The 26,664-nt window shown below is 62.9% G+C and carries 26 protein-coding genes; 15 read left to right on the top strand and 11 right to left on the bottom strand.

The annotated features are described in order from the left end of the window. Nucleotides 1-53: 53 nt before the first annotated feature. A complete protein-coding gene (locus P3T17_RS33230; RefSeq protein ID WP_429411091.1) occupies nt 54-752 on the top strand; it encodes a YggS family pyridoxal phosphate-dependent enzyme in 699 nt (232 codons plus the stop codon). A 16-nt stretch (nt 753-768) separates the two neighbouring features. Further along, nucleotides 769-1,584: a pyrroline-5-carboxylate reductase gene (gene proC, locus P3T17_RS33225; RefSeq protein WP_429411089.1), complete on the top strand. Its 816-nt coding sequence runs from the start codon at nt 769-771 to the stop codon at nt 1,582-1,584. A 132-nt stretch (nt 1,585-1,716) separates the two neighbouring features. On the opposite strand, the gene ubiA is transcribed toward proC, so the two are convergent. The 8 genes from ubiA to recG all read right to left on the bottom strand — a co-directional run bounded on the left by ubiA (nt 1,717) and on the right by recG (nt 9,501). Continuing rightward, nucleotides 1,717-2,580 (bottom strand): 4-hydroxybenzoate octaprenyltransferase, encoded by an 864-nt coding sequence (ubiA, locus tag P3T17_RS33220; RefSeq protein WP_429411087.1) that lies wholly within the window; start codon nt 2,578-2,580, stop codon nt 1,717-1,719. A 181-nt stretch (nt 2,581-2,761) separates the two neighbouring features. Next, nucleotides 2,762-3,250, bottom strand: coding sequence for a Dps family protein (locus tag P3T17_RS33215; protein WP_074265833.1), 489 nt, complete (start codon nt 3,248-3,250; stop codon nt 2,762-2,764). A gap of 127 nt (nt 3,251-3,377) precedes the next feature. After that, nucleotides 3,378-3,863, bottom strand: coding sequence for a DNA starvation/stationary phase protection protein Dps (gene dps / locus P3T17_RS33210; protein WP_429411085.1), 486 nt, complete (start codon nt 3,861-3,863; stop codon nt 3,378-3,380). 67 nt (nt 3,864-3,930) lie between these two features. Next, entirely contained in the window at nt 3,931-4,089 is a 159-nt protein-coding gene (locus P3T17_RS33205) for a hypothetical protein (RefSeq protein WP_167379402.1), read from the bottom strand. A gap of 146 nt (nt 4,090-4,235) precedes the next feature. After that, nucleotides 4,236-5,687, bottom strand: coding sequence for a catalase (locus P3T17_RS33200; protein ID WP_429411083.1), 1,452 nt, complete (start codon nt 5,685-5,687; stop codon nt 4,236-4,238). A gap of 98 nt (nt 5,688-5,785) precedes the next feature. After that, nucleotides 5,786-5,923: a hypothetical protein gene (locus tag P3T17_RS33195; RefSeq protein WP_167379403.1), complete on the bottom strand. Its 138-nt coding sequence runs from the start codon at nt 5,921-5,923 to the stop codon at nt 5,786-5,788. A 180-nt stretch (nt 5,924-6,103) separates the two neighbouring features. Continuing rightward, entirely contained in the window at nt 6,104-7,063 is a 960-nt protein-coding gene (locus tag P3T17_RS33190; RefSeq protein ID WP_074265836.1) for a LysR substrate-binding domain-containing protein, read from the bottom strand. Between the two features lie 146 nt (nt 7,064-7,209). Next, on the bottom strand, nt 7,210-9,501 hold the full coding sequence (gene recG, locus P3T17_RS33185; RefSeq protein WP_429411081.1) for an ATP-dependent DNA helicase RecG: 2,292 nt from the start codon (nt 9,499-9,501) through the stop codon (nt 7,210-7,212). A gap of 155 nt (nt 9,502-9,656) precedes the next feature. On the opposite strand from recG, the gene queA reads away from it, so the two are divergent. The 5 genes from queA (at nt 9,657) to secF (ending at nt 15,894) form a co-directional block, all read left to right on the top strand. After that, entirely contained in the window at nt 9,657-10,706 is a 1,050-nt protein-coding gene (queA, locus tag P3T17_RS33180; RefSeq protein WP_429411079.1) for a tRNA preQ1(34) S-adenosylmethionine ribosyltransferase-isomerase QueA, read from the top strand. Nucleotides 10,707-10,880: 174 nt separating this feature from the next. Continuing rightward, nucleotides 10,881-12,116 carry a tRNA guanosine(34) transglycosylase Tgt gene (gene tgt, locus P3T17_RS33175; protein WP_429411077.1) on the top strand — a complete coding sequence of 412 codons (1,236 nt, stop codon included), beginning with the start codon at nt 10,881-10,883 and terminating at the stop codon, nt 12,114-12,116. A gap of 288 nt (nt 12,117-12,404) precedes the next feature. Continuing rightward, entirely contained in the window at nt 12,405-12,728 is a 324-nt protein-coding gene (gene yajC, locus P3T17_RS33170) for a preprotein translocase subunit YajC (protein WP_074262421.1), read from the top strand. A gap of 145 nt (nt 12,729-12,873) precedes the next feature. Further along, a complete protein-coding gene (gene secD / locus P3T17_RS33165) occupies nt 12,874-14,925 on the top strand; it encodes a protein translocase subunit SecD (RefSeq protein WP_429411075.1) in 2,052 nt (683 codons plus the stop codon). An 18-nt stretch (nt 14,926-14,943) separates the two neighbouring features. Further along, nucleotides 14,944-15,894 (top strand): protein translocase subunit SecF, encoded by a 951-nt coding sequence (gene secF / locus P3T17_RS33160; protein ID WP_074262423.1) that lies wholly within the window; start codon nt 14,944-14,946, stop codon nt 15,892-15,894. Between the two features lie 128 nt (nt 15,895-16,022). On the opposite strand, the gene P3T17_RS33155 is transcribed toward secF, so the two are convergent. Both P3T17_RS33155 and P3T17_RS33150 read right to left on the bottom strand, forming a co-directional pair. After that, nucleotides 16,023-16,586, bottom strand: coding sequence for a YceI family protein (locus tag P3T17_RS33155; protein ID WP_429411073.1), 564 nt, complete (start codon nt 16,584-16,586; stop codon nt 16,023-16,025). Nucleotides 16,587-16,594: 8 nt separating this feature from the next. Further along, nucleotides 16,595-17,155 (bottom strand): cytochrome b, encoded by a 561-nt coding sequence (locus P3T17_RS33150; protein ID WP_429411071.1) that lies wholly within the window; start codon nt 17,153-17,155, stop codon nt 16,595-16,597. Between the two features lie 413 nt (nt 17,156-17,568). Between P3T17_RS33150 and P3T17_RS33145 the strand changes: the two genes are divergently transcribed. The 8 genes from P3T17_RS33145 (at nt 17,569) to P3T17_RS33110 (ending at nt 26,426) form a co-directional block, all read left to right on the top strand. Beyond that, nucleotides 17,569-18,276, top strand: a complete 708-nt coding sequence (locus tag P3T17_RS33145; RefSeq protein ID WP_429411069.1) for a paraquat-inducible protein A — start codon at nt 17,569-17,571, stop codon at nt 18,274-18,276. Between the two features lie 6 nt (nt 18,277-18,282). Continuing rightward, the gene (locus tag P3T17_RS33140) at nt 18,283-18,990 is read left to right on the top strand and encodes a paraquat-inducible protein A (protein ID WP_429286578.1); all 708 of its coding nucleotides are present in this window, start codon (nt 18,283-18,285) and stop codon (nt 18,988-18,990) included. Then, nucleotides 18,987-20,645, top strand: coding sequence for an intermembrane transport protein PqiB (locus tag P3T17_RS33135; RefSeq protein WP_074262428.1), 1,659 nt, complete (start codon nt 18,987-18,989; stop codon nt 20,643-20,645). Before P3T17_RS33140 ends, P3T17_RS33135 begins: the two co-directional genes overlap by 4 nt. Beyond that, complete coding sequence (locus P3T17_RS33130; RefSeq protein ID WP_429411067.1) at nt 20,642-21,412, top strand: PqiC family protein; 771 nt, start codon at nt 20,642-20,644, stop codon at nt 21,410-21,412. Before P3T17_RS33135 ends, P3T17_RS33130 begins: the two co-directional genes overlap by 4 nt. A 148-nt stretch (nt 21,413-21,560) precedes the next feature. Then, nucleotides 21,561-23,672, top strand: a complete 2,112-nt coding sequence (locus P3T17_RS33125; RefSeq protein WP_429411065.1) for a site-specific recombinase — start codon at nt 21,561-21,563, stop codon at nt 23,670-23,672. Nucleotides 23,673-23,743: 71 nt separating this feature from the next. Further along, nucleotides 23,744-25,030 (top strand): THUMP domain-containing class I SAM-dependent RNA methyltransferase, encoded by a 1,287-nt coding sequence (locus P3T17_RS33120; protein ID WP_429411063.1) that lies wholly within the window; start codon nt 23,744-23,746, stop codon nt 25,028-25,030. 140 nt (nt 25,031-25,170) lie between these two features. Further along, nucleotides 25,171-25,557, top strand: a complete 387-nt coding sequence (locus P3T17_RS33115) for a VOC family protein (RefSeq protein ID WP_074262432.1) — start codon at nt 25,171-25,173, stop codon at nt 25,555-25,557. A 182-nt stretch (nt 25,558-25,739) separates the two neighbouring features. Further along, a complete protein-coding gene (locus P3T17_RS33110; RefSeq protein ID WP_074262433.1) occupies nt 25,740-26,426 on the top strand; it encodes a helix-turn-helix transcriptional regulator in 687 nt (228 codons plus the stop codon). Nucleotides 26,427-26,472: 46 nt separating this feature from the next. Here the strand turns inward: P3T17_RS33110 and P3T17_RS33105 are convergent. Beyond that, a partial coding sequence (locus P3T17_RS33105) for an NAD(P)(+) transhydrogenase (Re/Si-specific) subunit beta (RefSeq protein ID WP_429411061.1) occupies nt 26,473-26,664 on the bottom strand: 192 nt, incomplete at its 5' end.

Here is a 26,664-nt window from a genome sequence, read left to right as displayed (position 1 = left end):
GTCCGTATAATCGGGTACATCGTCTCTGTGCAGATTTCCTCTGACGTCTTCTCATGCCCGATCTCGATCACAACCTCGCCGCGGTTCAGCAGCGCATTGCTCTCGCCGCGCAACTCGCCTCACGCGACCCGCGCTCGGTCACCCTGCTCGCGGTTTCGAAGACGTTTCCCGCCGAAGATGTCCGCGCCGCACATGCAGCCAGGCAACATGCGTTTGGCGAGAATTATGTGCAGGAAGCGTTAACGAAAATCGAAACGCTGGCCGATCTGCGCGCTTCGCTCGAATGGCATTTCATCGGGCCGCTGCAATCGAACAAGACGCGCCCGGTCGCGGAAAATTTCGATTGGGTGCATTCGGTCGATCGCCTGAAAATTGCGCAACGGCTCGCCGAACAACGCCCTGCCCATTTGCCGCCGCTGAACGTATGTCTGCAGGTGAACGTGAGCGGCGAAGCGTCGAAGGCCGGCGTGACACCGGCGGAAGCTGCAGCAACCGCACACGCTATCGCCGCGCTGCCGCAACTGCGCCTGCGCGGTCTGATGTCGATTCCCGAGCCCGCCGAAACCATCGACGCTCAACGGGTACCGCATCGGCAGTTGCGTGAACTCTTCGAGCAGCTACGCGCCGATGGGCTCGAACTGGACACGCTGTCGATGGGCATGTCGAGCGATCTCGAAGCCGCAGTGCTCGAAGGTGCAACGATCGTGCGCGTCGGTACCGCAATTTTCGGCGCCCGCGACTACTCTCACTGAACCATCCCGGAACATCATGAAAATTGCCTTCATCGGCGGCGGCAATATGGCCGCTGCAATCATCGGCGGTCTGATCAAGCACGGCGTCGCGCCGACCGACCTTTACGCGATCGACCCCAACGAAGGAGCGCGCAAGCGCAACGAGCAGCAATTCGGTATTCGCACGGGCGCAGCCGCGGATGCCGCGCTCGCGCCGTTCGACGCGATCGTGCTGGCCGTGAAGCCGCAGGTTCTCAAGGTCGTAGCGGAAGGACTGGCGCCGCATCTGGGCGCGACGCAGGTGGTCATCAGCATCGCTGCCGGGATTCGCACTGCCGATATGTCGCGCTGGCTCAACGGCCATCAACGCATTGTGCGTGTGATGCCCAATACGCCTGCGCTGATCGGCATGGGTGTGGCAGGTCTTTCGGCGACTGGCAGCGTCGACGCTGCGGATCGTGAACTGGCGACTCAAGTGTTAGGCGCCGTGGGCCAGACCGTCTGGTTCGACGACGAAGCGAAGATCGACGCCGTAACCGCCATCTCGGGCAGCGGCCCGGCCTACGTGTTCTACTTCATCGAAGCGCTGCAGGAAGCCGCGCGCCAGCTCGGCATGGACGAAGCGCAAGGCCGCGCGCTGGCTGTTGCGACGTTCACCGGCGCGGCGCAACTGGCGGCCCAGTCAGACGAGCCGCCCAGCGTGTTGCGCGAACGGGTGACGTCAAAAGGCGGCACGACTGCAGCGGCGCTCGTTTCGTTTGAGGCAAGTGGGATCAAGGAAGCGATTGTGCGCGGCGTGCTGGCGGCCGATGCACGCGCCAAGGAAATGGGCGACGAGTTCGGCAGGCAATAAAGCGGCGTTGCTGCTGCGCGCGCCGACCCGCGCCGGGCTCTTACGAAAACACTGCGGCGCCGCAGGTCCTTCGCGCCGCAGGAAGTCCCCTTCGGCGTGCGTTGGCGCGGTGAAGCGCCAGGTTGAGAGCGCTCAGAACGAGGCCGCGGCGTAGTGCGCGGCAATCCCCGCGAACAGCGCCCCGCCCAGCCAGTTGTTATGACGGAAGGCGGCAAAGCACGCCATGCGGTCACGGTCTCGAATCAGCGTGTAGTGGTAGACAGCGCAGCCCGCGGCAGCCACCCAGCCGAGCCAGTACAACCAGCCAAAACCGAGCGTGAGACCAATCCGGATATAAATCCCGAGCGTCAGCGCATAGCACAGCATGATCGCGAAAACGTCGTAGCGGCCGAAGGTCAGCGCCGAAGTGCGGATGCCGATCTTGATGTCGTCGTCGCGGTCGACCATCGCGTATTCGGTGTCATACGCCACCGACCAGAACACATTGGCCAGCAGCATCAGCCAGGCAAGCATCGGTACGTGATCCTGCACGGCGGCAAACGCCATCGGAATGCCGAAGCCGAACGCAATGCCCAGATACGCCTGCGGGATCGCGAAGAAACGCTTGGTGAACGGATACGAACCCGCGACGAACAGCGCCGCCACCGACAGCTCCTTGGTCAGCGTATTGAGCGGCAAGATCAGAAGAAACGACAGAAGCGCGAGCACAACCGCGAGCACGATGGCCTCCCACGCCTTGATCTTGCCCGAGGTGATGGGACGGTTCTCGGTACGCTTCACATAGCGGTCGAAATCGCGGTCCGCGTAGTCATTGATCGCGCAGCCAGCCGAGCGCATCAACACCGTGCCGAGCGCGAAAATCACCAGCAGCGACAGCGGCGGGTGCCCGTCCGACGCGATCCACAGCGCGTTGAGCGTCGGCCACAGCAGCAGCAGGCTGCCGATTGGCTTGTCCATGCGGACGAGGCGCAGATACAAAGGGAGTCGGGTGAACATGGGCGGGCGTCGTCAAGTGCGGGCAGTGACGACATTTTAAGGTATGTGCGCGAGGGAAGCCGCAGAGCGCCGCCGCCGTGCGCCAGCGCGTCCCAATGCCCTTGTATATCCGGGCCACAAAAAATAAAGCCTCCCACGAATGCGATTCGGGGAGGCCCGGTACTTCGGATACGCTGACTGCTTACGCCAGCATCGCGCGCAGCATCCACGCGGTCTTTTCGTGCGTCTGCATGCGCTGCGTCAGCAGGTCGGCAGTCGGTTCGTCGTTGGCCGCTTCAGTTGCCGGGAAAATCCCGCGCGCGGTACGCACCACGGCTTCCTGACCTTCCACCAGCTGACGGATCATCTCTTCCGCTGCCGGCACGCCATCCGCTTCCGGAATCGACGACAGCTTCGCGAATTCCTTGTAGCTGCCCGGCGCATGCACGCCCAGCGCACGGATCCGCTCAGCGATCAGATCGACAGCCAGCGCCAGTTCGGTGTACTGCGTCTCGAACATGAGGTGCAGCGTGTTGAACATCGGACCCGTGACGTTCCAGTGAAAGTTGTGGGTCTTCAGGTACAGCGTGTACGTGTCCGCCAGCAGATGCGACAGGCCGTCCGCGATCTTCTTGCGATCCTTGTCGCTAATGCCGATATTGATGTGTTGTACGGTTTCTTTTTTGGCCATGACGACTCCTGTAAAGAGTGATACGAAACAGCAGGCAGAGCATGGCGCGCTCACGCGCTAACCATGAATCTGCGAACGTCCGCCAGTTTATCGTACAAATGTGCAGACCCTATGCACCTTGCTCGCGCTACTTTGCGTAGTTGTGGGCTTCGACCTTCCACAGGTAATCATCGACTGCGCGCGAAATTTCCGTGAACAGATCGGAGGTCGACGGGTCGCCGGCGTCACCTGACTCGTTGATCGCTGCTACGGTTTGTTGCCCGTATTTCGCCAGCGCTGCCGAGAGTTGGCGAACGTGGTCGGTGCCATCCGTCAACTCCAGCGGATACGACTCGAGCTGCGTTTTATCGGCCACGTGTTGGACCCGGCCATCGGCTGTGCCGCCAAGTGCGACCAGGCGCTCGGCGCTCAGATCGGCCCACTCGATAGCGGCGGTGTGAACCTCGTCGAACAGCAGATGCAGCGCGATAAAATTAGGACCCTTCACGTTCCAGTGTGCCTGCTTCGCCTGCCGTTGCACGTCAATCGCGGTGACGAGCGACTGACCGAGCAGATCGACAGACTTGCGCCGAATCGCTTCGGCCAACGTATTGCGGGTGGAATGAAGTGACATGACAACCTCCATATAAAAAGTTCAGGAGTAAAGCTGCGTGCGCGCAACAGCGCTCCGCCAGTCAGTCCTAGTGACCCGACAGGTGTTGCAGCGCGTGCGATGCAATCAGCGCGTAACCGCTCGTCAGGATGGCAAGACCAATCAGCTTGCGCGAGAAGTTGCCGCCAAAGACAATCCGTGCGTCACGTGCGAGCCGTGCGCTGCCGATGCTTAACATATGAACCATGTCCGTTCCCCTTCGACTTCGAACTGGCAAGACGCCCATGCGCCCACCGTGACTATCGGATCGGGCCCAGGCGGTACTGCTTGACTGCCCGAGCCCGCTGCTCTTACCGGCCTCATTCGCCGGCGCAGTGATACTTCGTTTGATGCTTACTTCGCTTTCTCATTGAGCGTCGCCAACGCGGCGATCACCCCTTCTGCGTACGCCGGATCGACCCGGCGGAAATGCTCGAGCTGCCGCGCAAGGATCTCCTGCGGCACGCCATTGATATGGCGTGCGATGTTGCCGAAGAAGCGTTCGCGTTGCGCCGCATCGAACAGGCGGAACAGTGCAGCCGGCTGGCTGTAGTAGTCCTCGTCCTCACGATGGTCGTAACGGTCCACGGCACCCGCAGCAAGCGGCGGTTCGGACGCGTTGCGGTCCTGCGCGAAATCGCCGAAGCGATTCGGCTCGTAGTTCGCTGTGCTACCGAGATTGCCGTCAGTACGCATCGCGCCATCGCGATGGAACGAATGCTGACGCTGCACGCGTGACGCGTTCACCGGGATCTGGTGGTGATTGATCCCGAGCCGGTAACGCTGGGTATCGCCGTACGAAAACAGACGCCCCTGCAGCAAACGGTCCGGCGAGAAACCGATGCCCGGCACCACGTTGGCCGGCGTGAAGGCGGCCTGCTCCACATCGGCAAAGTAGTTCTGCGCGTTGCGGTTCAGCTCGATCGTGCCGACATCGATCAGCGGATAGTCCTTGTACGGCCACACCTTGGTGATATCGAACGGGTTGTAGCGATACGTGAGCGCATCGGCTTCCGGCATCACCTGAATGCAGAAACGCCATTTCGGAAAGTTGCCGTTATCGATGTTGTCGATCAGATCGCGCTGTGCGCTTTCACGGTCTTGCGCAACGACTTGCGCCGCTTCGGCGTCGGTGTAGTTTTCGATACCCTGCATCGACTTGAAGTGGAACTTCACCCAGAAGCGCTCATCGTTCGCGTTGATGAACGAGAACGTGTGCGAACCGAAGCCGTGCATCTGACGGTAGTTCTGCGGAATACCGCGATCGCTCATCAGGATCGTCACCTGATGCAACGATTCCGGATGACGCGACCAGAAGTCCCACGCCGCCACGTTGCTGCGCATGTTTGTGTACGGATCGCGCTTTTGCGTGTGAATGAAGTCCGGAAACTTGAGCGGATCGCGGATGAAGAACACGGGCGTGTTGTTGCCGACAATGTCCCAGTTGCCCTCTTCTGTGTAGAACTTGATCGAGAAGCCGCGCACATCGCGTTCCGCGTCGGCAGCGCCGCGCTCGCCTGCCACGGTCGAAAAGCGCATGAAGAGCGGGGTTTCCTTGCCAACCTGCGCGAACACCTTCGCCTTCGTGAAGCGCGAAATGTCGTGCGTAACCTTCAGCGTGCCGAACGCGCCCGAGCCTTTCGCATGCACACGGCGCTCAGGAATCACTTCGCGGTCGAAGTGCGCCAGCTTTTCGAGCAGCCAAACGTCTTGCAACACCACGGGGCCACGGGCGCCGGCGGTCATCGAATTCTGGTTGTCGGCGACAGGTGCGCCGGCTGCCGAGGTAAGTTTGCTTTCGGACATCGTGTATTCCTGATGAGAGTTTTTTGTACGGCTGGAAACAGGGCTGTGGGCCGTGCGCCGTCTTTTTCGCGGCGCAGCTCGCCCGGCCGGACGACGTCTTACGCGCTCAGCGCGCGGTCGACCAGCAACGAGACTGCGACGGTGCGCACGCTATTCGCCGACATGGCGAAGCGGCTCGCCGGTGTGGCGCTTTGGGTGGAAACTTGCTGGGGCTGCTGCGCTTGGGGCTGCGTCATGATTTCCTCCATATTGTGTTGGTCGCGATCGGAATCGGGCGACCCATGGAGGAAACTATACCTATGCTATCGAAAAGTTATATTTGATTAATTTTATCTATTCGATAGGGGCCGACGCTATCGGCCTTTGATACGGGCACGCCCGGAGCACCTGACGGCGCCGGACCTGCCTTGAAACGCTCAATTCACCGCGACGGGAAGTTCGAGTTTGCTCACACCGGCCAGATCGCAGGCGTTGATGGCGTCGCAGATCGCGTCGATGGCGGGCATGCGGGTAAAGCTTTTCCGCCAGGCCAGCACCACGCGGCGATCCGGCACGGGTTCGTCAAAAGCCACGTAGCTGAGCAGGCCGGAATCGATGCCGCCTGCGTGCGGCTTCACTTCCTGCACCGACATGCGCGGCAAAACGGTAATGCCGACGCCGCTCGCCACCATATGACGGATCGTCTCGAGCGACGAGCCCTCGAAAGTCTTCTGGATGCCGTCCGCGTTCTGTGAGAAGCGCATCAGCTCAGGGCACACGCCCAGCACGTGATCGCGGAAACAATGGCCGCTGCCGAGCAGCAGCATGGTTTCCTGCTTGAGATCGTCCGGATCGATTTTCTTGCGATGCTCCCACGCATGGCCGGACGGCAGCGCGACGACGAACGGCTCGTCGTAAAGCGGGCGCAGCATCAAGCCGGTTTCGGGGAACGGCAGCGCCATGATCGCGACGTCGATCTCTCCCTGCTTGAGCAGTTCGATCAGCTTGAGCGTGTAGTTCTCCTGCAGCATCAACGGCATCTGCGGGACGCGTTTGATCATCTGCTTGACGAGTGTGGGCAACAGGTACGGCCCGATCGTGTAGATAACGCCGAGGCGCAGCGGTCCGACCAGCGGATCTTTGCCCTGCTTGGCGATTTCCTTGATAGCGAGCGTCTGTTCGAGGACGCGCTGCGCCTGGGTGACGATCTGCTCGCCGATCGGCGTCACGCTCACTTCACTCGTGCCACGCTCGAAAATCTGCACATTCAGTTCGTCTTCGAGCTTCTTGATCGCTACCGACAGCGTCGGCTGGCTGACGAAACACGCCTCTGCCGCGCGGCCGAAGTGCCGCTCGCGGGCAACCGCGACGATGTATTTCAATTCAGTGAGCGTCATTGGGGACCAATCAGTGCGATGAATTCGATAGGTTTCAGTTATACACCTATGGGGCCAATTCGCCAACCTCCCCCAGCACAGGGAATGCCCGGAAACGTTACCGACCGTAACGCCGCGCTGTTCAAAACCCGCAAACGGACGCCGGCTCAGGCTTTGAGGTATTGCTCACGCGCCCCGAGCCAGCGCGCCAGGTGCTGGGTGACCACGTCCGGATACTTTTCCAGCAGATGGGCCGCCGCCTCGCGAGCGGGTTCGATCAGCCAGCCGTCCTGCTCCAGATCGGCAAAGCGCAGCATCGCCGCGCCTGACTGGCGCGCGCCGAGAAATTCACCTGGGCCACGGATTTCCAGGTCGCGGCGGGCGATCTCGAAGCCATCGGTCGTCTCGCGCATGGTCTGCAAACGGGCGCGTGCGGTGATCGACAGCGGTCCGGTGTAAAGCAGCACGCAGACGGAAGCCGCACTGCCGCGCCCGACGCGGCCGCGTAACTGGTGCAATTGCGCGAGGCCGAAGCGCTCGGCATGCTCGATCACCATCAGCGACGCATTTGGCACATCTACGCCCACTTCGATGACAGTCGTCGCAACCAGCAATTGCACTTCGTTGCGGGTGAAAGCGTCCATCACCGCGGCTTTCTCCGCCGGGGCAAGCCGGCCATGCACGAGGCCGACGTTCAGTTCCGGCAGCGCGGCGACCAGCGTTTCGTAGGTTTCGACGGCCGTCTGCAATTGCAGCGTCTCGCTTTCCTCGATCAACGGACAGACCCAGTAGACCTGGCGTCCGGTCAGCGCCGCCTCGCGCACGCGGCCAATCACTTCTTCGCGACGCGCGTCGGAAATGAGCTTCGTCAGAATCGGGGTACGACCGGGCGGGAGTTCGTCGATGGTCGAGACGTCGAGGTCCGCGTAATAGGTCATGGCCAGCGTGCGCGGAATCGGCGTGGCGGACATCATCAACTGGTGCGGCTGGAAATCGGGCGCGCCATCAGCGGCGTTGCGCGCCTTGGCGCGTAGCGCCAGCCGTTGCGCCACACCGAAACGGTGCTGTTCGTCGACGATCACGAGGCCAAGTCGCGCGAACTCCACCGCATCCTGAATAATCGCATGCGTGCCGATCACCAGTTGCGCGGTGCCGAGCGCCGCGGCCTCGATGGCTGCGCGCTTTTCCCTGGTTTTCAGACTGCCGGCCAGCCACGCGACGCTCACGCCGAGCGGCTCCAGCCAGCCGCGCAGCTTGCGCGCGTGCTGTTCGGCGAGGATTTCGGTCGGCGCCATCAAGGCGGCCTGATAGCCGGCGTCGATGGCCTGCGCGGCGGCAAGCGCGGCGACGACGGTCTTGCCGCTGCCCACGTCGCCCTGCAGCAGACGTTGCATGGGATGTGGCTGCGTCAGATCCAGTGCGATTTCACCGCCCACGCGCTGCTGGGCGCCGGTCAGCGAAAACGGCAGCGCTTTCAGGAGCCGCGCCACCAGTGAGGCTGGATCATCCGCAGTTCGTCGTGGCATGCCAGGCGCCGCGCGCGTGCGGCGCTCATCGTGCGCGCGCTTCAGGGACATCTGCTGGGCGAGCAGTTCCTCGAACTTGATGCGTATCCAGGCCGGATGCGTACCGTCCATCAGGGCCGTTTCGTCCGAGTCGACGCCGGGGTGATGCAGCATGCGCACCGCCTGCATCAGTGGCGGCACGCCAAGCGGGTCCAGATAAGTCCTGGCGACGGCCTCGGGCAGCAATTCCGGTAGCGCTGCGCGCGACAGCGCGTTGTCGATCGCCTTGCGCAGATAAGCCTGGCTGACGCCCGCCGTACTCGGATACACCGGCGTGAGCGCTTGCGGCAAGGGCGTGTCTTCATCGACGACGCGCACGGCCGGATGCACCATCTCCATGCCGAAGAAGCCGCCACGGACGTCGCCGCGCACCCGCAGGCGTGCGCCGATCGCCATCTGCTTGACCTGCGAGCCGTAGAAATTCAGAAAGCGGAGCACCAGTTCGTCGCCGGTGTCGTCGCGTAGTTTGACCAGCAACTGCCGGCGCGGGCGATAAGCGATTTCGTTGTCGAACACCACGCCTTCGGTCTGCGCGATGCCGCCTGGCAGCAGGTGCGCGATCGGCGTCAACGAGGTCTCGTCCTCGTAGCGCATGGGCAGATGCAGGACCAGATTGATGTCGCTCGTGAGCCCGAGCTTGGCTAGCTTGTCAGCGGTTTTGGCAAGCGCCGGAGCGGGCTTCTCTGCCGCCTTGGGTGCCTTCGCTCCCTTGGGCGCTTTGGCCTCGCCGGACGCGCTCGCCTCTTTAGGTGCTTTGACCGCCTTCACCGATCTGGCTTCCTGCGACGGCCCAGGGTTGAGCAGTTCGCCCCCCTTGCCACGAGCGGCGGGGCGCTTCGGCTCGGCGCTCACTTCGTCGGTAGCGGAGGGCAAACGGCGGTCGGACAAAGGCATGGGTTGCTTCGCAAGTACAATATCGGCTTTCAAAGGTTTCGCGACGCCGCTGCGGCGTCCCGCAATCATAGCCGCAGGCCGCGAGGCTTCGGTGCAAATCCGACCGGCTTCGGCCCAATTCAGTTTCGTTCACGTCCTGCTTCCAGCCAGTCCGCATGTTCACGCTTTCCGATTTCGATTTCGACCTGCCGCCCGAACTCATCGCGCAAACGGCGTTGCCAGAGCGCAGCGCGAGCCGTCTGCTTGAAGTGGACGGCTTCGCCACGCCGGCGCGTTTCACCGACCGCCGCTTCGCGGAGCTGCCTGAATGCATCGCGCCGGGCGACCTGCTGGTGTTCAACGATACCAAAGTCCTGAAGGCGCGCTTCCTCGGCCAAAAGGCCAGTGGCGGCAAGATCGAAGTGCTGGTCGAGCGGCTGACCGGCGAGCGCACGGCGCTCGCGCAGGTCCGCGCCAGCAAGAGCCCGGCGCCCGGCACGACGCTGCGTCTGGCGGATGCCTTCGACGTGACCGTCGGCGAGCGCGTTGAGCCGTTCTACACGCTGCACTTTCCCGAAGACTGCCTGACGCTGATCGAACAGTTCGGCCGGCTGCCGCTGCCGCCCTATATCGAGCACGATCCCGACGCGACTGACGAAACCCGTTATCAGACGGTGTTCGCGCAGAATCCGGGAGCGGTGGCTGCGCCGACCGCGGGGCTGCACTTCGACGACGCGCTGCTGGCGCGGCTCGACGAGCACGGCGTGGAACGCGCGACGCTCACGTTGCACGTCGGCGCCGGCACGTTCCAGCCGGTACGGGTGGAGAACATCTCCGAGCACAAGATGCACAGCGAGTGGTACCAGTTGCCGCAAACGCTGGTGGACCGGGTCGCCGCGACCCAAGCCCGCGGCAACAAGGTGATCGCAGTAGGCACGACGTCGATGCGCGCGCTCGAAGCCGCCGCGCGCGACGCCGAAACCGCCGGCCGACCACTTGCCGCGACTGCCGCCGAAACCGATATTTTCATCACACCGGGCTACAGGTTTCGCGTGGTTGACCGGCTGGTGACGAACTTCCATTTGCCGAAATCGACGCTGCTGATGCTGGTGTCGGCGTTTGCGGGCATCGAGACGATCCGTTCCGCGTACCGGCATGCCATTGAAGAGCGCTACCGGTTCTTCAGTTACGGCGACGCGATGCTGCTCACGCGCAACGACGGCTGAGCTGAGCCCCTGTAGTTACGCATCCGCATGGCGGATATGCCGTCCGGTAGCGTTGCGCGCGCGGCTCGCTCGGGGTAGTCTGCCGCACCTTGATTTCTTTACCCAGCCGTCGGGGCTAGCCCGGCGGCGTTCATGTTATGCGCCGGACTGTTCTCCGGTGGCACAGGAGTTCTCATGACCGAAGGTCATAATCACGATACCGGCGCCTCGAGCGCCAATTGTCCAAGCTGCATCAATCACGACAGCAACTCCGCCGAACGTCCCGACAACGGCCTCAAATTCGAACTGATCAACACCGACGGCCAGGCGCGCCGCGGCCGCTTGACGCTCAATCACGGCGTGGTCGAAACACCGATCTTCATGCCGGTGGGCACCTACGGCACCGTGAAGGCGGTACAGCCGCGCGAGCTCGAGGAGATGCACGCGCAGATCATCCTCGGCAACACGTTTCACCTGTGGCTGCGTCCGGGACTCGAAACGATCAGCGCGCACGGCGGCCTGCACCGCTTCATGGGCTGGAACCGGCCCATCCTCACCGACTCCGGCGGCTTCCAGGTATTTTCGCTGGGTGATCTGCGCAAGATTACCGAAGATGGCGTCACGTTCGCCTCGCCGATCAACGGCGACAAGCTGTTTCTGTCGCCGGAAGTGTCGATGCAGATCCAGAAGGTGCTGAACTCGGACATCGTCATGCAGTTCGACGAATGCACGCCCTACGCCACCAACAACATCCCGACTTCGCACAGGGACGCAGCCGACTCGATGCGTATGTCGATGCGCTGGGCCCAGCGCTCGATCAACGAATTCAACGGACTGGGCAACCCGAACGCGCTGTTCGGGATCGTCCAGGGCGGCATGTTCGAGGATCTGCGCGACGAATCGCTGGCAGGTCTCGCGGAGATGGACTTCCATGGCTACGCGATCGGCGGCCTGTCGGTGGGCGAGCCGAAGGAAGACATGATGCGCGTGCTCAACCACATCGGCCCGAAGCTGCCGGCCCACAAGCCGCACTATCTGATGGGCGTAGGCACGCCGGAAGACCTGGTAGCGGGCGTGGCAGCCGGCGTCGACATGTTCGACTGCGTGATGCCGACCCGCAATGCGCGCAACGGCTGGCTCTTCACCCGCTTTGGCGACGTCAAGATCCGCAACGCGACGCACAAGAACTCACTGCGCCCGCTCGACGAAACCTGCGGCTGCTATACCTGCCGGAATTTCACCCGTGGCTACCTGCACCATCTGCATCGCGTTGGTGAAATTCTTGGCGCGCAGCTCAACACGATCCACAATCTGCACTACTACCTCGAACTGATGAGCGAGATCCGCGAATCAATCGAGACTCAGACGTTCGAGGCGTTCCGCACGCGCTTCCACGAAAACCGGGCACGGGGTGTCGAACAGGCCGCCTAGAGGTTTCTACAAAAGCCCCGCTGAAAGATTTCGCTGACGGCGCCCGAACTCAAAAAAGAAGATGCGGACGCAAGCAAGTAACCAAGGAAGGCGCACAATAGCGCCCGCCGACGGATTCCCCCGAAGAAACCGTCGGCGCGAGACCTGAACATTACAATTCCATTTCGCGACGGCCCAAAGAAGCCTTTAACAGCTTGATCGGAAAGCTCATTTGCCGTGCCGTCGTACCAAATGCCGGTGGTAGAATAATCGGCTGATTTTTTTGTTCGTTATAACGGAGAGACCAACGTGTCGTTTTTTTCCAACGCCTTCGCTCAAGGCTCAGGCGGTGCAGAATCAAGCCTGATGAGCTTCCTGCCGCTGATCCTGATGTTTGGCGTGCTGTACTTCATCATGATTCGCCCTCAAATGAAGCGCCAGAAGGAACATCGCAACATGCTCGCCGCTATGGCCAAGGGCGATGAAGTGGTCACGAACGGTGGCATCGTCGGCAAGGTGACCAAGGTTAGTGACGCGTACGTCGGCGTCGAAATCGCCGAAGGCACGGAAATCACCGTGCAAAAAGCATCGGTCACGACGATTCTCCCGAAGGGCACGATCAAGTCGCTGTAAGGCCTGCTCTCTCGCGTCCGGCGCGGCCTCGCGAAACTGAAGCCAGCATGCCTGTCATGCCATCCATGCCAACAGGTACGCTGCGCCTTCCGCGCTCATCGCCGGACGCATCGCTTACGAGCCAACTTTCCCGTTGGACCACTCCATGAATCGTTACCCCCTCTGGAAATATGTCGTGATGGTCGTGGCGCTTGCCATCGGCCTCATCTACACATTGCCCAATTTCTTCGGCGAAGCGCCGGCGGTGCAGGTGCTGAGCGGCAAGGCAACGGTCAAGCTCGATTCGTCGACACTGTCGCAAATCGAAGCCACGCTGGCCGCCAATCAGATCGCCGCTTCCGACGTGACGTACGACAACTCATCGAGCAACGCGAATATTCGCGTGCGTCTGTCCGATACCGACACGCAGTTGCGCGTGAAGGACCTGCTGTCGAAGACGCTGAACAGCGATCCGAACGATCCGAATTTTGTCGTCGCCCTGAACCTGCAAAGCGCGTCGCCGCGCTGGCTGACTGCCCTGCACGCGTTGCCGATGTACCTCGGCCTCGACCTGCGCGGCGGTGTGCACTTCCTGCTGCAGGTGGACATGGCGGGCGCGCTGAACAAGAAGCTCGACTCGGACGCCTCCGACGCGCGCACTCTGCTGCGTGACAACAACATCCGCGATGGCGGCGTGAATCGCGTCAACCAGACCGTGGTGATCAATTTCGCCGACAAGGACACGGCGGACGCGGCGAGCAAACAGCTTTCGCGCAGCATCAGCGAGCTCCAGTGGGAAACGCAGACGGCGCCTGACGGCAGCTATCAGCTGGTCGGCACGTTTACGCCGGCCGTGCAGAAGACGGTCGAAGACGCGGCGCTCAAGCAGAACATCACGACACTGCATAACCGGGTCAACGAACTTGGCGTGGCCGAACCGGTTATCCAGCAGCAAGGCGCCGACCGCATCGTGGTCGAACTGCCAGGCGTGCAGGACACGGCGAAGGCGAAGGACATCATCGGCCGCACGGCAACGCTCGAAGCGCGTCTAGCCGATCCGAACGACCTGCACCCGAATCCGGGTGACGCCGTGCCGCCGGGCGACGAACTGTTCACCGAAGGCAACCAGGCGCCGGTCATGTTGAGGAAGCAGGTGATCTTCACTGGCGACCGCATCATCGACGCTTCGGCAGGCTTTGACGAACACCAGCGTCCGTCGGTCAACATCCGTCTCGACTCGGCCGGCGGCCGGGCCGTGGCGAGCGTCTCGCGCGACAACATCGGCAAGCCGATGGCGATGGTGCTGTTCGAAAAGGGCAAGGGCCAGGTGTTGACGGTCGCGACGATCCAGTCGGAACTGGGCGACCGCTTCCAGATCACTGGCCAGCCGACCCCGCAAGCTGCCGCCGACCTCGCGCTGCTGCTGCGCGCCGGTTCGCTGGCAGCGCCGATGGACATCATCGAAGAACGCACGATCGGCCCGAGCCTCGGCGCCGATAACATCAAGAAGGGCTTCCACTCGGTGATCTGGGGCTTTACGGCCATCGCCGTCTTCATGATTGCGTACTACATGCTGTTCGGCGTGGTCTCGATCATTGGCCTGTCGGTCAACCTGTTGCTGCTGATCGCGGTGCTGTCGATGCTGCAGGCCACCCTGACCTTGCCGGGTATCGCAGCTATTGCGCTGGCGCTCGGTATGGCCATTGACGCGAACGTGCTGATCAACGAGCGCGTGCGTGAAGAGCTGCGTCACGGCGCGCCGGCTCAGCTGGCCATCCAGAATGGTTACGCGCATGCATGGGCGACCATTCTCGACTCGAACGTAACCACGCTGATCGCCGGTCTGGCGCTGCTCGCGTTCGGCTCGGGTCCGGTGCGCGGCTTCGCGATCGTGCACTGTATCGGCATCCTGACGTCGATGTTCTCTGCCGTGTTCTTCTCGCGCGGTCTCGTGAACCTCTGGTACGGCGGCAAGAAGAAGCTGAAGTCGCTGGCCATTGGCCAGGTGTGGAGGCCGGCAGCGGTCGAGGGCGCCGCCGCTGCCGCGTATCTCGGCAGTGAAGATGCCGAGACCGACACAGGACGGGCCATCACCGCAGCGGCCGCCAAGCCGAAGGCCGCGGCCCAGGCTCAGGCTCAGGCCCGCGCCGGCAAGCCGACGGTGCGCCGTCGCAATGCCCCCGGCAACACGCCGCAGAAACCGGGTTCATCCCGCTGAGTCCCGGAGAACAAGACCATGGAATTTTTCCGCATTCGCAAAGATCTACCGCTCATGCAGCGGGCGTTGGTGTTCAACGCGATCTCGCTGCTGACGTTTATTGCTGCCGTGTTCTTCCTGCTGCATCGCGGGCTGCATCTGTCGGTGGAGTTCACCGGCGGTACGGTCATCGAAGTGCAGTACCCGACCACGGTGCCGCTCGAACCGGTGCGCGGCACGCTCGCCAAGCTCGGCTATCCGGACGCTCAGGTGCAGAACTTCGGCACTTCGCGTGATGTGCTGATCCGTCTGCCGGTCAAGGCCGGCCTCACCTCGGCCCAGCAGAGCGATCAGGTGATGGGCGCATTGAAGGGTGAAGATGCCCAGGTGCAGTTGCAGCGCGTCGAGTTCGTCGGCCCGCAGGTCGGCAAGGAACTCGTCACCAACGGCCTGCTCGCGCTCGCCTGCGTGGTGGCCGGCATCGTGATCTACCTGTCGTTCCGCTTCGAATGGAAGTACGCCGTGGCCGGCGTGATCGCCAACCTGCACGACGTGGTGATCATTCTCGGCTTCTTCGCGTTCTTCCAGTGGGAGTTCTCGCTATCGGTGCTGGCTGCCGTGCTGGCGGTGCTCGGCTACTCGGTGAACGAGTCGGTGGTTATCTTCGACCGGATTCGCGAAACGTTCCGCCGCGAACGCAAGATGACGGTCATCGAGGTCATCAACCACGCCATTACCAGCACGATGTCGCGGACCATCATCACGCACGGCTGTACGCAGATGATGGTGCTGTCGATGTTCCTGTTCGGCGGTCCAACGCTGCACTACTTCGCTCTGGCGCTGACGGTCGGTATTCTGTTCGGTATCTATTCGTCGGTGTTCGTTGCGGCAGCGCTGGCGATGTGGCTCGGCGTGAAGCGCGACGACCTGATCAAGGAAAAGAAGGAACGTCACGACCCGAGCGACCCGAACGCAGGCGCACAAGTCTGAAGTTCAAGACAGTCGGGAACAAACGCAAAGGCCGGTTCAGTGGAACCGGCCTTTGTTGTTTACCGCCGTCGTTTGGTGCGAGTTTTCTAGTGCGCGTGCCTGCCGGCAATGCTCACGCGCAGTACGCCTTACTTACGCGCTGCGACGATATGAAACCTGATGACGACGTCGTCGGCCACCACCGAGGTGTCCTTCCACTCGCCGGTACCGATATCGAACTGCGAACGCTGGATCGTCAGCGCTCCATCGAACGCCTCGCTCCCGCCCTGCTGCGTGACGGTCACAGGCACGACCAAGGTCTGCGATTTACCCTTGATGGTCAGCTTGCCGGTCACCTTGAACTGGTTGCCGCCTGCCGGCGCAATGGCGCTCGATACGAAAGTCGCCTGCGGGAACGTCTTCGCATCGAACCATTCCTTGCCGCGCACCTGCTCGTTGTAGCTTTCGTCACCCAGATCGTAGCTGCTCACATCGACGCTGAACTGCGCGCTGCCTTCGGCCGGCTTCGCCGGGTCGAACTTCACGTCCGCACTGAACTTGCCGAACTTGCCTTCCACCGGCACGTTCATCTGTTTTGAGGTCGCGGTGAGCGTGCTCTTCGCGATGTCGACCTGGGCCAGCGCGCTGCCCGCCGCACTGAGGGACGCGGCAGCAAACGCCGCCAGCATGTAGCGATAAAACGAAACCTTCATGTCGCTCCTTATTTGAGGAAAGGGATCATGCGCGACAGCAGGCCGTCGCGATCGAGCCACTGATGTTTGAGCGCCGCCGCCACATGCAGCACGAACAGGACGAGCAGCGTGTAGTTGAGCGTGATGTGGATATTTTTCAGCAACACCTTGAGCACGGGATCGGGCGCAATCAGGCGCGGCAGCGGCACGAGCCCCAGATACACCACCGGCACATTGGCCGCGGAGCTGTACAGATAGCCGGAGACCGGAATCGCGATAATGAGCACGTACAGCAGCAGGTGCACGAGATGGGCCGCGCCCCGTTGCCACGACGATATCCGGCGCGGCAGCGGCGGCGCATCATGGGTGGCGCGCCAAAGGATGCGCAGCACCGAAAGCCCGAACACCGTCACGCCAATCCACTTGTGCCAGGAAAAATAGCGCAGCTTCGTAGGCGTGAAGCCGGGGATATCGGTCATCACCCAACCGAGCGCGAAGCCGCACATAATCAGCAACGCAATCAGCCAGTGAAGCGCGATGGCTGTTCGCGTGTACGAATCGCGGGAGCCGAAGTTAGGTTTGGGTGCCATGAAAGCTCAACGCAAGCTGAAAGGTTAGCGGCGCACGAGGGTGGAGTCCCTCTATGCGAACTGCGCAGAACGCGGCTGCCAGGTATCGGCAGACAACAGCGAAGCACGCCAAGGCCGCCATGCTACTCCAAGCCGAAAAAGCCGGCTGACAAGTTCCGCACGGGGCTATGCGGCGTCAAATACAGCTTAACAAGAAGGATTGAACAATTGGGGCCGGAAAATGTCCGACAGCTGTCAGGGTATGCTGCGCGGTGCTGCCGTTTTGCCTGACGGACGTCGCACAAGCAGCCCTGTTACGCACGAGCGAGCGCCTTTGGTACTATTGCTCCAGGCTTTCGCCATTCTTTCGCCAGTCCATACCGTGCAAGCCTTCGATGCACGCTCCCGCTCATGTCGTTTTGCCCTTCTGCCGTATGGAACATGACAACCTGATCGCGTGCCACGAGTGCGATACCCTTTTCACCAAACCGCGTCTGCTCGGCAGCCGGACGGTGGCGCGCTGCCCGCGTTGCGGCGCGACGCTCTATCGCGGCATCTCGCGGCGGCTGGACGCCATCTGCGCCATGACGCTCGCCGCGCTGATCACGTTTCTGATCGCCCAGGGCTATCCGATCGTCGAACTGGACGCCAACGGCATTACCTCGCAAACCACGCTGTTCGGCGCGCTCGTCGCGTTGTGGAACGAGGACATGCAGATCGTCGCGGTCATGGTGTTCTGCGCGACCACGCTGTTTCCGCTCACCGAGCTGGTCGCGCTCCTCTACGTGCTGATCCCGATCCGCTCGGGCTTCGTGGCGCCGGGCTTTAACCGGGTGCTGCGGGCCATCCAGTTCGTGCGGCCGTGGGGCATGATCGAAGTGTTCATGCTTGGCGTGCTGATCACCATCGTCAAGATGGTGAGCCTCGCCCGCGTGATCCCCGAAGCGGCGCTGTTCGCCTTCGGAGTGCTGACCTTGATGTTCGCCGTGGTCGTCACGTTCGATCCGCGCACCTTGTGGGATCTCGCCGACGAGCTGAACGCAAGGCGTGCGCGTCCCATGCCGCGCACGGCTGCCGACAGCGCGGCAGCTGCGGTCACGGCGAACGTGGACAGCCAGTCCGCCGCGCCCCATCAGGGATAACGCACGATGAATTACATTACCGCGCGCCGCGCGGGCCTGGTTTCCTGCCACGCGTGCGGCAGCGTCGCACCACGCATCCGCTCGATCACGAAACAGCACTGCGCGCGCTGCGGCGCGGTATTGCACCGGCGCAATCCGGACAGTCTGATGCGCACATGGGCACTACTGATCGCAGCCGCATTGCTGTATATTCCGGCGAATCTGTTGCCGGTGATGCACACCTCCTCGTTGCTTGGCTCGGAAGACGACACGATCATGAGCGGCGTCGTCTACTTCTGGACCTCGGGCGACTGGCCGCTGGCCGTCATTGTGTTTATCGCCAGCATCATGGTGCCGATGCTGAAACTCACGATCCTCGTGCTGCTCTGCATTACGGCTCAGCGCCGCTCACGCTGGCGCCCCACGCAACGCGTGAAGCTGTACCGGATCGTGGAGCGCATCGGCCGCTGGTCGATGCTCGACGTGTTCGTGGTCACGCTGACGGTCGCGCTGGTGCGGTTCAAGTCGCTCGCCGTGATCACGGCGGGGCCCGGCGCGATCGCGTTCGGCTCGGTGGTGATTCTGACGATGCTGGCATCGATGCAGTTCGATCCACGGCTCATCTGGGACAACGTGGAAGGCGCGGACAACTCAGAAAGTGCAAAGAATGCGAAGCGCGCCCGCCGTGCCAAAGATGCAAAAAGCGGTACCCAACAAACTCAGGACCAAACATGACTAGCCCGCAAGGACCGACGCCCGCTCCCAGCGCGCCGCGCAACGATTCGAACGGACCCACGCTCCCACCCAACCTGCCCGATCCCGAGATCGAGCCGCGCAGCCACTGGTTGCCGTCGCTGGTCTGGGTGATTCCGCTGATCGCCGCACTGATCGGCGTCGCGCTCGTGATCAAGTCCGTGACCGAGAAAGGGCCGCAGATCACCATCAGCTTCAACGATGCCGAAGGGCTCGAGCCGGGCAAGACCCAGGTCAAGTACAAGGACGTCGACGTTGGCCTCGTAAAGGCCATCACGCTCTCGAAAGACCTCTCACACGTGCTGATTCAGGTCCAGTTGACCAAGGAAGCCGAGAACTTTGCCGTCAAGGACAGCCGCTTCTGGGTGGTGCGTCCGCGGGTCGGCGCGAGCGGCGTCTCGGGTCTGAGCACGCTGCTCTCCGGCGCGTACATCGGCGTGGACGCCGGTCATTCGCAGGATACGCAGAAGGACTTCGTCGGCCTTGAAACGCCCCCACCAATTACCGGTGGGCAGAAGGGCCATCAGTTCACGTTGCATGGCGACTCGCTCGGCTCGATCGATATCGGCTCGCCGATCTTCTACCGGCGCGTGCAGGTCGGCCAGGTGGTGGGCTTCTCGCTCGACAAGGACGGCACCGGCGTGACCATGCAGGTGTTCGTTGCCGCGCCGTATGATCAGTACGTCGGGATCAACACGCGCTGGTGGCATGCGAGCGGCGTCGATCTGCGGCTCGACTCGGGCGGCTTCAAGCTGAACACCCAGTCGCTTGCGACCGTGCTGGTAGGTGGCCTGTCGTTCCAGTCGCCACCGGGGCAACCGGTCGGAGCGCAGGCGCCGAACAACATGACGTTCCGCCTGGGTTCCGACGAAGCGGACGCCATGCGCGAGCCGGACGGCGTGCCGCTGCGGGTGGTGATGACCTTCAACCAGTCGCTGCGCGGGCTGTCTGTGGGGGCGACGGTCGATTTCCGCGGCATCGAGCTCGGTCAGGTGACCAACATCGGCATCGACTACGACCCGAAGACCAACAACTTCACCATGCCGGTGACGATGAACCTGTACCCCGACCGCCTCGGCAAGCGCTTCCGCGAGACGGCGCCGGAGCCGGGTAGCGTGGCCGGCCAGCAGTTGCTGAAGAGTCTGGTGCAACACGGCCTGCGCGGCCAGCTGCGCACGGGCAATCTGATTACCAGCCAGCTGTACGTCGCGCTCGACATCTTCCCGAAGGCGCCGCCGGCTACCGTCGACGTCAATAGCGATCCGCTCGAGCTGCCGACGATTCCGAATACGCTCGACGAGTTGCAGGTGCAAGTGGCCGATATCGCCAAGAAACTCGATCAGGTGCCGTTCGACCAGATCGGCGACAACCTGAACAGCGCGCTAAAGAACGCCGACCAGTTGTTCACGCGCCTGAATACCGAGGTGGTGCCGCAAGCGCGCGACACGCTGGCCGCCGCCAAGCAGACCTTCGGGTCGGCCGAAGCGACGCTGCAGCAGGACTCGCCGCTGCAATCGGACGTCCATCAGGCGCTGCAGGAATTGACCCGCACGCTGCAGTCGTTGAATGCGCTGTCGGACTATCTGGAACGCCATCCGGAATCGCTGTTGCGCGGAAAACCAGGAGATAAACCATGATGTTTGCCCGGCTCCCCCGTTCGCCGCGCGGGCTTGCCCGCGCCACCGCGTGCCTCGGTGCCTGTGCCGGACTGCTGGCGGTAGCGGCATGCTCGTCGTCGCCGCCCAGCCACTTCTACACGCTGGGTGCCAATGGCGCGCCAAGCACCGCGAGCACGATTTCGGCTCCTTCACTGCTGATCGAAGTAGCGCCGGTCGACGTACCGTCCCAGGTCGCGAAAAACCAGCTCGTGGTTCAGACTGGCCCGACCCAGGTGCAGGTGCTCGAGCAGGAACGTTGGGCCTCGTTGCCGGGTGACGAGGTTCGCCGCGCGCTGTCGACCGACCTCACGCAGCAACTGGGCACGATCGATGTGTATGGCACGCCGTATCCGGAAGGTACGCCGGTCTATCGCGTCAGTGTGAACGTGCAACGGTTCGAATCGTGGCCGGGTTCGCATGCCTTGATCGATGCCGTGTGGAGCGTGCGCGCGGTGCGCAGCGAAGCCATCATGACGTGCCGCAGCGTCGTCAACGAGCCTGTGACGGGCAGCTATGACGCGCTGGTCGACGGTCATCGGCAGGCCGTGCAGCAGATCTCTATGCAGATCGCCGCCGGCATCAGGGCCTTGGCCGCTGCCGCGCCGCGGATGCCGACGAGTACCGCCGCAAAAGGCGCATCCGGCACGCAAGCGCGCATGACGCCCCCGACGGTGCCGTGCCCGTTGCCCACCGGCCCAAGCGCTGCGCTCGACAGCGCCGGCGCGGACAATCGCACGACCGGCTGACCGGCTCCTGAAGCTCGCGCGGCGAACTCCACCGTCGCCCGCGAGCCTACGCACTATCCCATCCGGCCAGCTTGCGGGATCCTCTGTATTTAGCGATCCTGAGTGCTTCGGCCCACAAGAGTGCGCCTTGCCACACATCTGACAATCCATGTTTCGCTCTCTCAAAACCTTCGTCAAGAAATGGCGCGCGTCGCGCAACAGCGGCCATCAACTCGATGCGCTGCTGGCGATTGCCGACCAGAACGCGCCGTATGCGGACCGCAGCGAATGGCTGATCGAGGTGGCTCACTGGATTCATCGCGACGGAAGCGTGCAGCCGGTCGTGTCTCCGGTCACGCAGGACACGACCGAAGACGACGTGCGCCGGGTACGCGAGCATGCGCGTTTGCGCTATCTGCTGCATGTGCTGGATCGCAACCCGGCGTGGAAAGCGAACGTCGCGGGGATTCTGCGCGCGCTGCTGCGCGAAAGCGACGGCATTTCGCTACTGTGCGATGCCGGCATGCCGGTGCACTCGGCATTTTTCGGCGCCCTGTTCGAGCGCTTCGAGTCGTCGCTGATCCCGCCAGCACCGAACCGCCGTGACCTGACAGCGATCTTCACGTTGATGTTCACGTCAGCGCGCGATGCCGAATGGATCGCCGCGCTACCTACCGACCTGCTCACGCGTATCCGCGAGCTTTTCATCTATGGGCAGGAGGCGAGCGACCAGCGAGAGGCGGCGCCGTTCTCGCTCGATCTGCTAGCGGCGCTGCACAACCTGACCTGCCAGATCAGCTCCACCGGGCTGTCGCAAACGGTGCGCAGCCGTCTGGGCGACGCCGACGTGCGCGTCGCCATGGAAAAGCAGCCGTTCTACCGGCTCACACGAGCCATGCTGGCGGTCGAGGCCGCCCATCAGGCGCCTGAAGGCGGCGCAGAGCCGGGCAAATTGCTGCACGAGGTCAACTATCTGCGTGTGCTGCTCGACGACTGCCGTATCGCCACCGATAACGTCTTTACCCACCTGTACCGCAACGGCGTGAGCGTCGACATCGTGTTTCAGGTCGAGCGCATGCGTATGCGCATCCAGCGCGCAGAACATCTGCTGGACGCCTGGATGGCGTCCGACGACCTGCACGCCGGCTCGCGCCTCGTCGCCGAACTGGTCAATGCAAATCACGCGAGTCAGAGCGTCGCCCATCTGATGCGCAGCAATTTCTCGTTGCTGGCGCGCAAGGTGGTCGAATATAGCGCGGATACCGGCGAGCATTACATTGCCCGCGATCGCGCCGAATATCTGAAGATGCTGCGCATGGCGGCAGGCGGCGGCCTCGTCACCGTAGTAACGGTGTGCGTCAAGTTTGCGATCACCGGCTTGCACCTGCATGCAATGCTGGAAGGCTTGCTGGCCGGCATCAACTATGCGGCGAGCTTCCTGCTGATGCACTTCCTGCATTTCTCGCTCGCCACCAAGCAGCCGGCCATGACAGCGCCGACCATCGCCCGCGAACTCGACGGCGCAGGTACACCTGAAGGGGTAGACAGTTTCGTCACCTCGGTAGTCGCGCTGATCCGCACCCAGGCTGCCGCCGTGCTCGGCAACGTGATGCTGGTGTTTCCCGTGTCGCTGGGCGTGCAGTTGCTGTGGCACGCCGTCTTCAATACGAACATCATCTCGCCGGAAAAGGCCCACGCCACACTGCATTCATTCTCGCTGCTCGGACCTACGCCGCTCTATGCGGCGCTGACGGGCGTGCTGCTGTGGTCGTCGAGCCTGCTCGCGGGCTGGGCCGACAACTGGTTCGTGCTGCACCGGGTCGCGGACGCGCTGACCTACAACCGCCGCCTGCGGATGACGCTTGGCGTCGCTGGCGCCGCCCGGCTGGCGAGGTTCTGCCGCTCCAACGTCGCCGGCGTGGTGGGCAATATCACCTTGGGCCTGATGCTTGGTCTCGTACCTGCCATCCTCACCGCCTTCGCTTTCACCTTCGAAGTCCGGCACGTCACCTTGAGTTCGGGTTCGATCGGCGTCGCACTCGGTGTGCTCGGCAAGGGCGCGCTGGACCTGCCGGAGTTCTGGTGGGCCATCGCCGGCACGTTCAGCATGGCAATCCTGAACGTGGCCGTCAGTTTTGCGCTCGCGTTTCATATGGCCGTGCGTTCGCGCGATCTGCGGCGCAACTATGTGCGCTCGTTGCGCGGTGCAATCTGGCGCCGGGTGTTTCACCGGCCGCTGGATCTCGTGTGGCCGGTCAGCGCATCACGCGAAGGGCATTGAACGCCAGCGCGCGGGACGCACACCCCGACCGCGTACAATAGCGCCTTATTCAACGCCTCCCGGCAACTTCAATGTCCTTCGATTTTTTCATCCCCTGCCCTCGCGGCCTCGAAGCCGCGCTCGCGGCCGAACTCGCCGAAATCGCCTCGCGCCACCTGAACGGAGCACCGTTCACTGCGGGCGCGCAGGTGCCGGGCGGCGTGCATTTCCGCGGCGGCTGGGCGGCCGGTATGGCGGCCAATCTGCATTCGCGCATCGCGAGCCGTGTGCTGCTGAAGATCGCGCATCGTCCGTATCGCAGCGAGCAGGACATCTACGACCTCGCGCTCGAGCAGCGCTGGGAACAGTGGTTTTCCGCCCAGGAGACGCTACGCGTCGACGTCACGGCCATCAAATCGCCGCTGCGTAGCCTCGAATTCACCACGCTGCGCGTCAAGGATGCAATCTGCGACCGCCTGCGCGACGTGAGCGGCGCGCGTCCGAACATCGACACCAGCTCGCCCGACGTGCGCGTGTTTGCGTTCCTCACCGCGACCGATTGCACCTTGTATCTCGATACCTCCGGCGAGCCGCTTTTCAAGCGCGGCTGGCGGCTCGATAAAGGCGCGGCGCCGTTGCGCGAAAATCTCGCGGCGGGCATCCTGCGCCTGACTGGCTGGACCGCCGGCACACCGCTGTACGACCCGATGTGCGGCAGCGGCACGTTCCTCGCGGAAGCCGCGCAAGTGGCGCTGAATATCGCGCCGGGCGCGGAGCGGCGCTTCGGCTTCGAGAATCTCAAGCAGTACGACGCGAAAGCGTGGCAGGCGTTGAAAGCCGCGGCACTGGATGCGAAGCGCGCCGCCCGCACGTCGCGCACCGATCTGCAGATCTTCGGCAGCGACATTTCCGGTGACATGCTGGTCAAGGCGCGCGCCAACTTCGAGCGCGCCGGCCTGTCGTCGGTCTCGCTCAAGCAGGTCGACGCACGCGGCATGACCCCGCCGTCGTTGGAGCCGGGCATTCTCGTGGCCAATCCGCCGTACGGCGAGCGGATCGAAGTGCGTGGCCGCAACGCGCGTGGCGAACTTCGTGAGACCGGCCGTGAAAGCCGCGATGACGACACCTTTCGCCGTGCTCAGGAAGAAGCACCAGACAGCGAATTCTTCAAGTCGCTCGGCGACGCGCTCAAGCAGCGTTTCACCGGATGGCACGCGTTCATTCTGACGTCGGATCGTAAGCTGCCGGGACAACTGAGGTTGCGCGAATCGACCAAGACGCCGCTTTTCAACGGCGCGCTTGAATGCAGGCTGTTTCGCTTCGATCTGATCGCGGGCAGCGTCAGGCAACGTCCGGCGAGCGACACGCCGGCGGCTTAAGCCGGCAAGTCAACGCCGGGAAGAATTTCGCAGCCAGCCAATCGCTACTGACAGAACGCTGTCAGTAGCCCCGCCGCACACTCCTGATCACGCCATCCGGCGCATCACATGGGCCTTCGGGTCATGCCAAGGAGAGTGTCATGTCAGCAGCCGCATCCCACGTCATTTCCTGGTTCGAAATTCCGGTCACCGATTTCGAGCGCGCCGCACGTTTCTACGAGACTACGCTCGGCACGACGCTGCGGCGTGAAAATTTCGGCGGCGAGCCGATCGGCATTTTTCAGTACACCGAGCCGTCCACCGGCGGCTGTATCATCCAGAGCCCCAACGCCAGGCCCTCCGGCGATGGCGTCGTCGTTTACCTGAACGCGCAGCCGAATGTCGACACCGTGCTGGGCCGCGTCGAGAAGGCCGGCGGCAAGGTGCAAGGTCCGGTCATCGATCTGCCGCAGGATATCGGCTATATCGGCTTCTTTACCGATACCGAAGGTAACCGCATCGGGCTGCATTCGCCGAAGAACGGTTGACCGATTGGCCCGCGCAGGGGTGACGGCCACGCAGCACCGCATGAGCGTCACGCGGCGCTATGATCTCGGGAATGCCCGTTCGCGGGCCGCCGGTTCGCAACCACCGTGACGCGGGCCACTCCGTTTCGGGTGAAGCGATCGCAACACCCCCGCCCCTACTACAACACGACAAGACGCCCACGATGACGCGCCGCGCCGACCGCCTGTTCCAGATCGCCGAGCTGCTCCGCGGCCGGCGTCTGACTACCGCGCAACAGCTCGCGGACTGGCTGCATATCTCGCCGCGCACGGTCTACCGGGACGTGCGCGATCTGCAGCTCTCAGGCGTGCCGATCGAAGGGGAAGCGGGAATCGGCTACCGCCTGAACCGCTCGGCGAGCTTGCCGCCGCTCACCTTCACCGTCGACGAACTCGCTGCGCTCGCCGCCGGCGCACGCATGCTCGAAACATGGGGTGGTGCGAGCTTCGCCAAGGGCGCCCGCGGCGCGCTGGCGAAGATCGCCTCGACCATGCCCGCTGACAAGCGCGCGACGCTCGACCGGCTGCCGATCTTTGCGCCTTCGTTTCACATCAAGGGTGAATTCGCGGAGAAAGTCGATGCGCTGCATCTGGCCATCGACCGCAACCGGATCGTGAGTTTTGCGTATCGCGATCGCAAAGGCGCGCAAACCGAGCGGCGCGTCTGGCCGCTCGGCCTCTTTTATTGGGGTGCGCGCTGGACCATCGGCGCGTGGTGTGAGTTGCGCGGAGACTTCCGCAATTTCGACGTCGAAGAGATTCGCGAACTGCAGGTAGTCGAGCCGTTCCCCGATATGGAGGGCAGACGGCTCGCGGATTTTCTGAGGCACGTCGAGGTGAAACAGCGCTAACTGCAGCGACAGAGTTCAAGGCCGCATACTGTTGCGGCCCCAACCCTCACTCCACCGATTTCACCATATCCTCGATCACCTTCTTCGCATCGCCGAAGACCATCATGGTCTTGTCCATGTAGAACAGATCGTTGTCGAGACCCGCATAACCGGCCGCCATCGAACGCTTGTTGACGATCACCGTGCGCGCCTTGTACGCCTCGATAATCGGCATGCCCGCAATCGGCGACTTCGGATC

This window comes from Paraburkholderia sp. GAS82 (assembly GCF_050436285.1).
GTDB classification, from domain to species: domain Bacteria; phylum Pseudomonadota; class Gammaproteobacteria; order Burkholderiales; family Burkholderiaceae; genus Paraburkholderia; species Paraburkholderia phenazinium_B.
Note: the sequence above shows the minus strand (reverse complement) of the source record. Positions and strands in the feature narration are given on the sequence as shown.

Coding starts and splice junctions, on each gene's coding strand:
- P3T17_RS33230 (WP_429411091.1), top strand. CDS start 54: ATGCCCGATCTCGATCACAACCTCGCCGCGGTTCAGCAGCGCATTGCT.
- proC (WP_429411089.1), top strand. CDS start 769: ATGAAAATTGCCTTCATCGGCGGCGGCAATATGGCCGCTGCAATCATC.
- ubiA (WP_429411087.1), bottom strand. CDS start 2,580: ATGTTCACCCGACTCCCTTTGTATCTGCGCCTCGTCCGCATGGACAAG.
- P3T17_RS33215 (WP_074265833.1), bottom strand. CDS start 3,250: ATGGCCAAAAAAGAAACCGTACAACACATCAATATCGGCATTAGCGAC.
- dps (WP_429411085.1), bottom strand. CDS start 3,863: ATGTCACTTCATTCCACCCGCAATACGTTGGCCGAAGCGATTCGGCGC.
- P3T17_RS33205 (WP_167379402.1), bottom strand. CDS start 4,089: ATGGTTCATATGTTAAGCATCGGCAGCGCACGGCTCGCACGTGACGCA.
- P3T17_RS33200 (WP_429411083.1), bottom strand. CDS start 5,687: ATGTCCGAAAGCAAACTTACCTCGGCAGCCGGCGCACCTGTCGCCGAC.
- P3T17_RS33195 (WP_167379403.1), bottom strand. CDS start 5,923: ATGACGCAGCCCCAAGCGCAGCAGCCCCAGCAAGTTTCCACCCAAAGC.
- P3T17_RS33190 (WP_074265836.1), bottom strand. CDS start 7,063: ATGACGCTCACTGAATTGAAATACATCGTCGCGGTTGCCCGCGAGCGG.
- recG (WP_429411081.1), bottom strand. CDS start 9,501: ATGCCTTTGTCCGACCGCCGTTTGCCCTCCGCTACCGACGAAGTGAGC.
- queA (WP_429411079.1), top strand. CDS start 9,657: ATGTTCACGCTTTCCGATTTCGATTTCGACCTGCCGCCCGAACTCATC.
- tgt (WP_429411077.1), top strand. CDS start 10,881: ATGACCGAAGGTCATAATCACGATACCGGCGCCTCGAGCGCCAATTGT.
- secD (WP_429411075.1), top strand. CDS start 12,874: ATGAATCGTTACCCCCTCTGGAAATATGTCGTGATGGTCGTGGCGCTT.
- secF (WP_074262423.1), top strand. CDS start 14,944: ATGGAATTTTTCCGCATTCGCAAAGATCTACCGCTCATGCAGCGGGCG.
- P3T17_RS33155 (WP_429411073.1), bottom strand. CDS start 16,586: ATGAAGGTTTCGTTTTATCGCTACATGCTGGCGGCGTTTGCTGCCGCG.
- P3T17_RS33150 (WP_429411071.1), bottom strand. CDS start 17,155: ATGGCACCCAAACCTAACTTCGGCTCCCGCGATTCGTACACGCGAACA.
- P3T17_RS33145 (WP_429411069.1), top strand. CDS start 17,569: ATGGAACATGACAACCTGATCGCGTGCCACGAGTGCGATACCCTTTTC.
- P3T17_RS33140 (WP_429286578.1), top strand. CDS start 18,283: ATGAATTACATTACCGCGCGCCGCGCGGGCCTGGTTTCCTGCCACGCG.
- P3T17_RS33135 (WP_074262428.1), top strand. CDS start 18,987: ATGACTAGCCCGCAAGGACCGACGCCCGCTCCCAGCGCGCCGCGCAAC.
- P3T17_RS33130 (WP_429411067.1), top strand. CDS start 20,642: ATGATGTTTGCCCGGCTCCCCCGTTCGCCGCGCGGGCTTGCCCGCGCC.
- P3T17_RS33125 (WP_429411065.1), top strand. CDS start 21,561: ATGTTTCGCTCTCTCAAAACCTTCGTCAAGAAATGGCGCGCGTCGCGC.
- P3T17_RS33120 (WP_429411063.1), top strand. CDS start 23,744: ATGTCCTTCGATTTTTTCATCCCCTGCCCTCGCGGCCTCGAAGCCGCG.
- P3T17_RS33115 (WP_074262432.1), top strand. CDS start 25,171: ATGTCAGCAGCCGCATCCCACGTCATTTCCTGGTTCGAAATTCCGGTC.
- P3T17_RS33110 (WP_074262433.1), top strand. CDS start 25,740: ATGACGCGCCGCGCCGACCGCCTGTTCCAGATCGCCGAGCTGCTCCGC.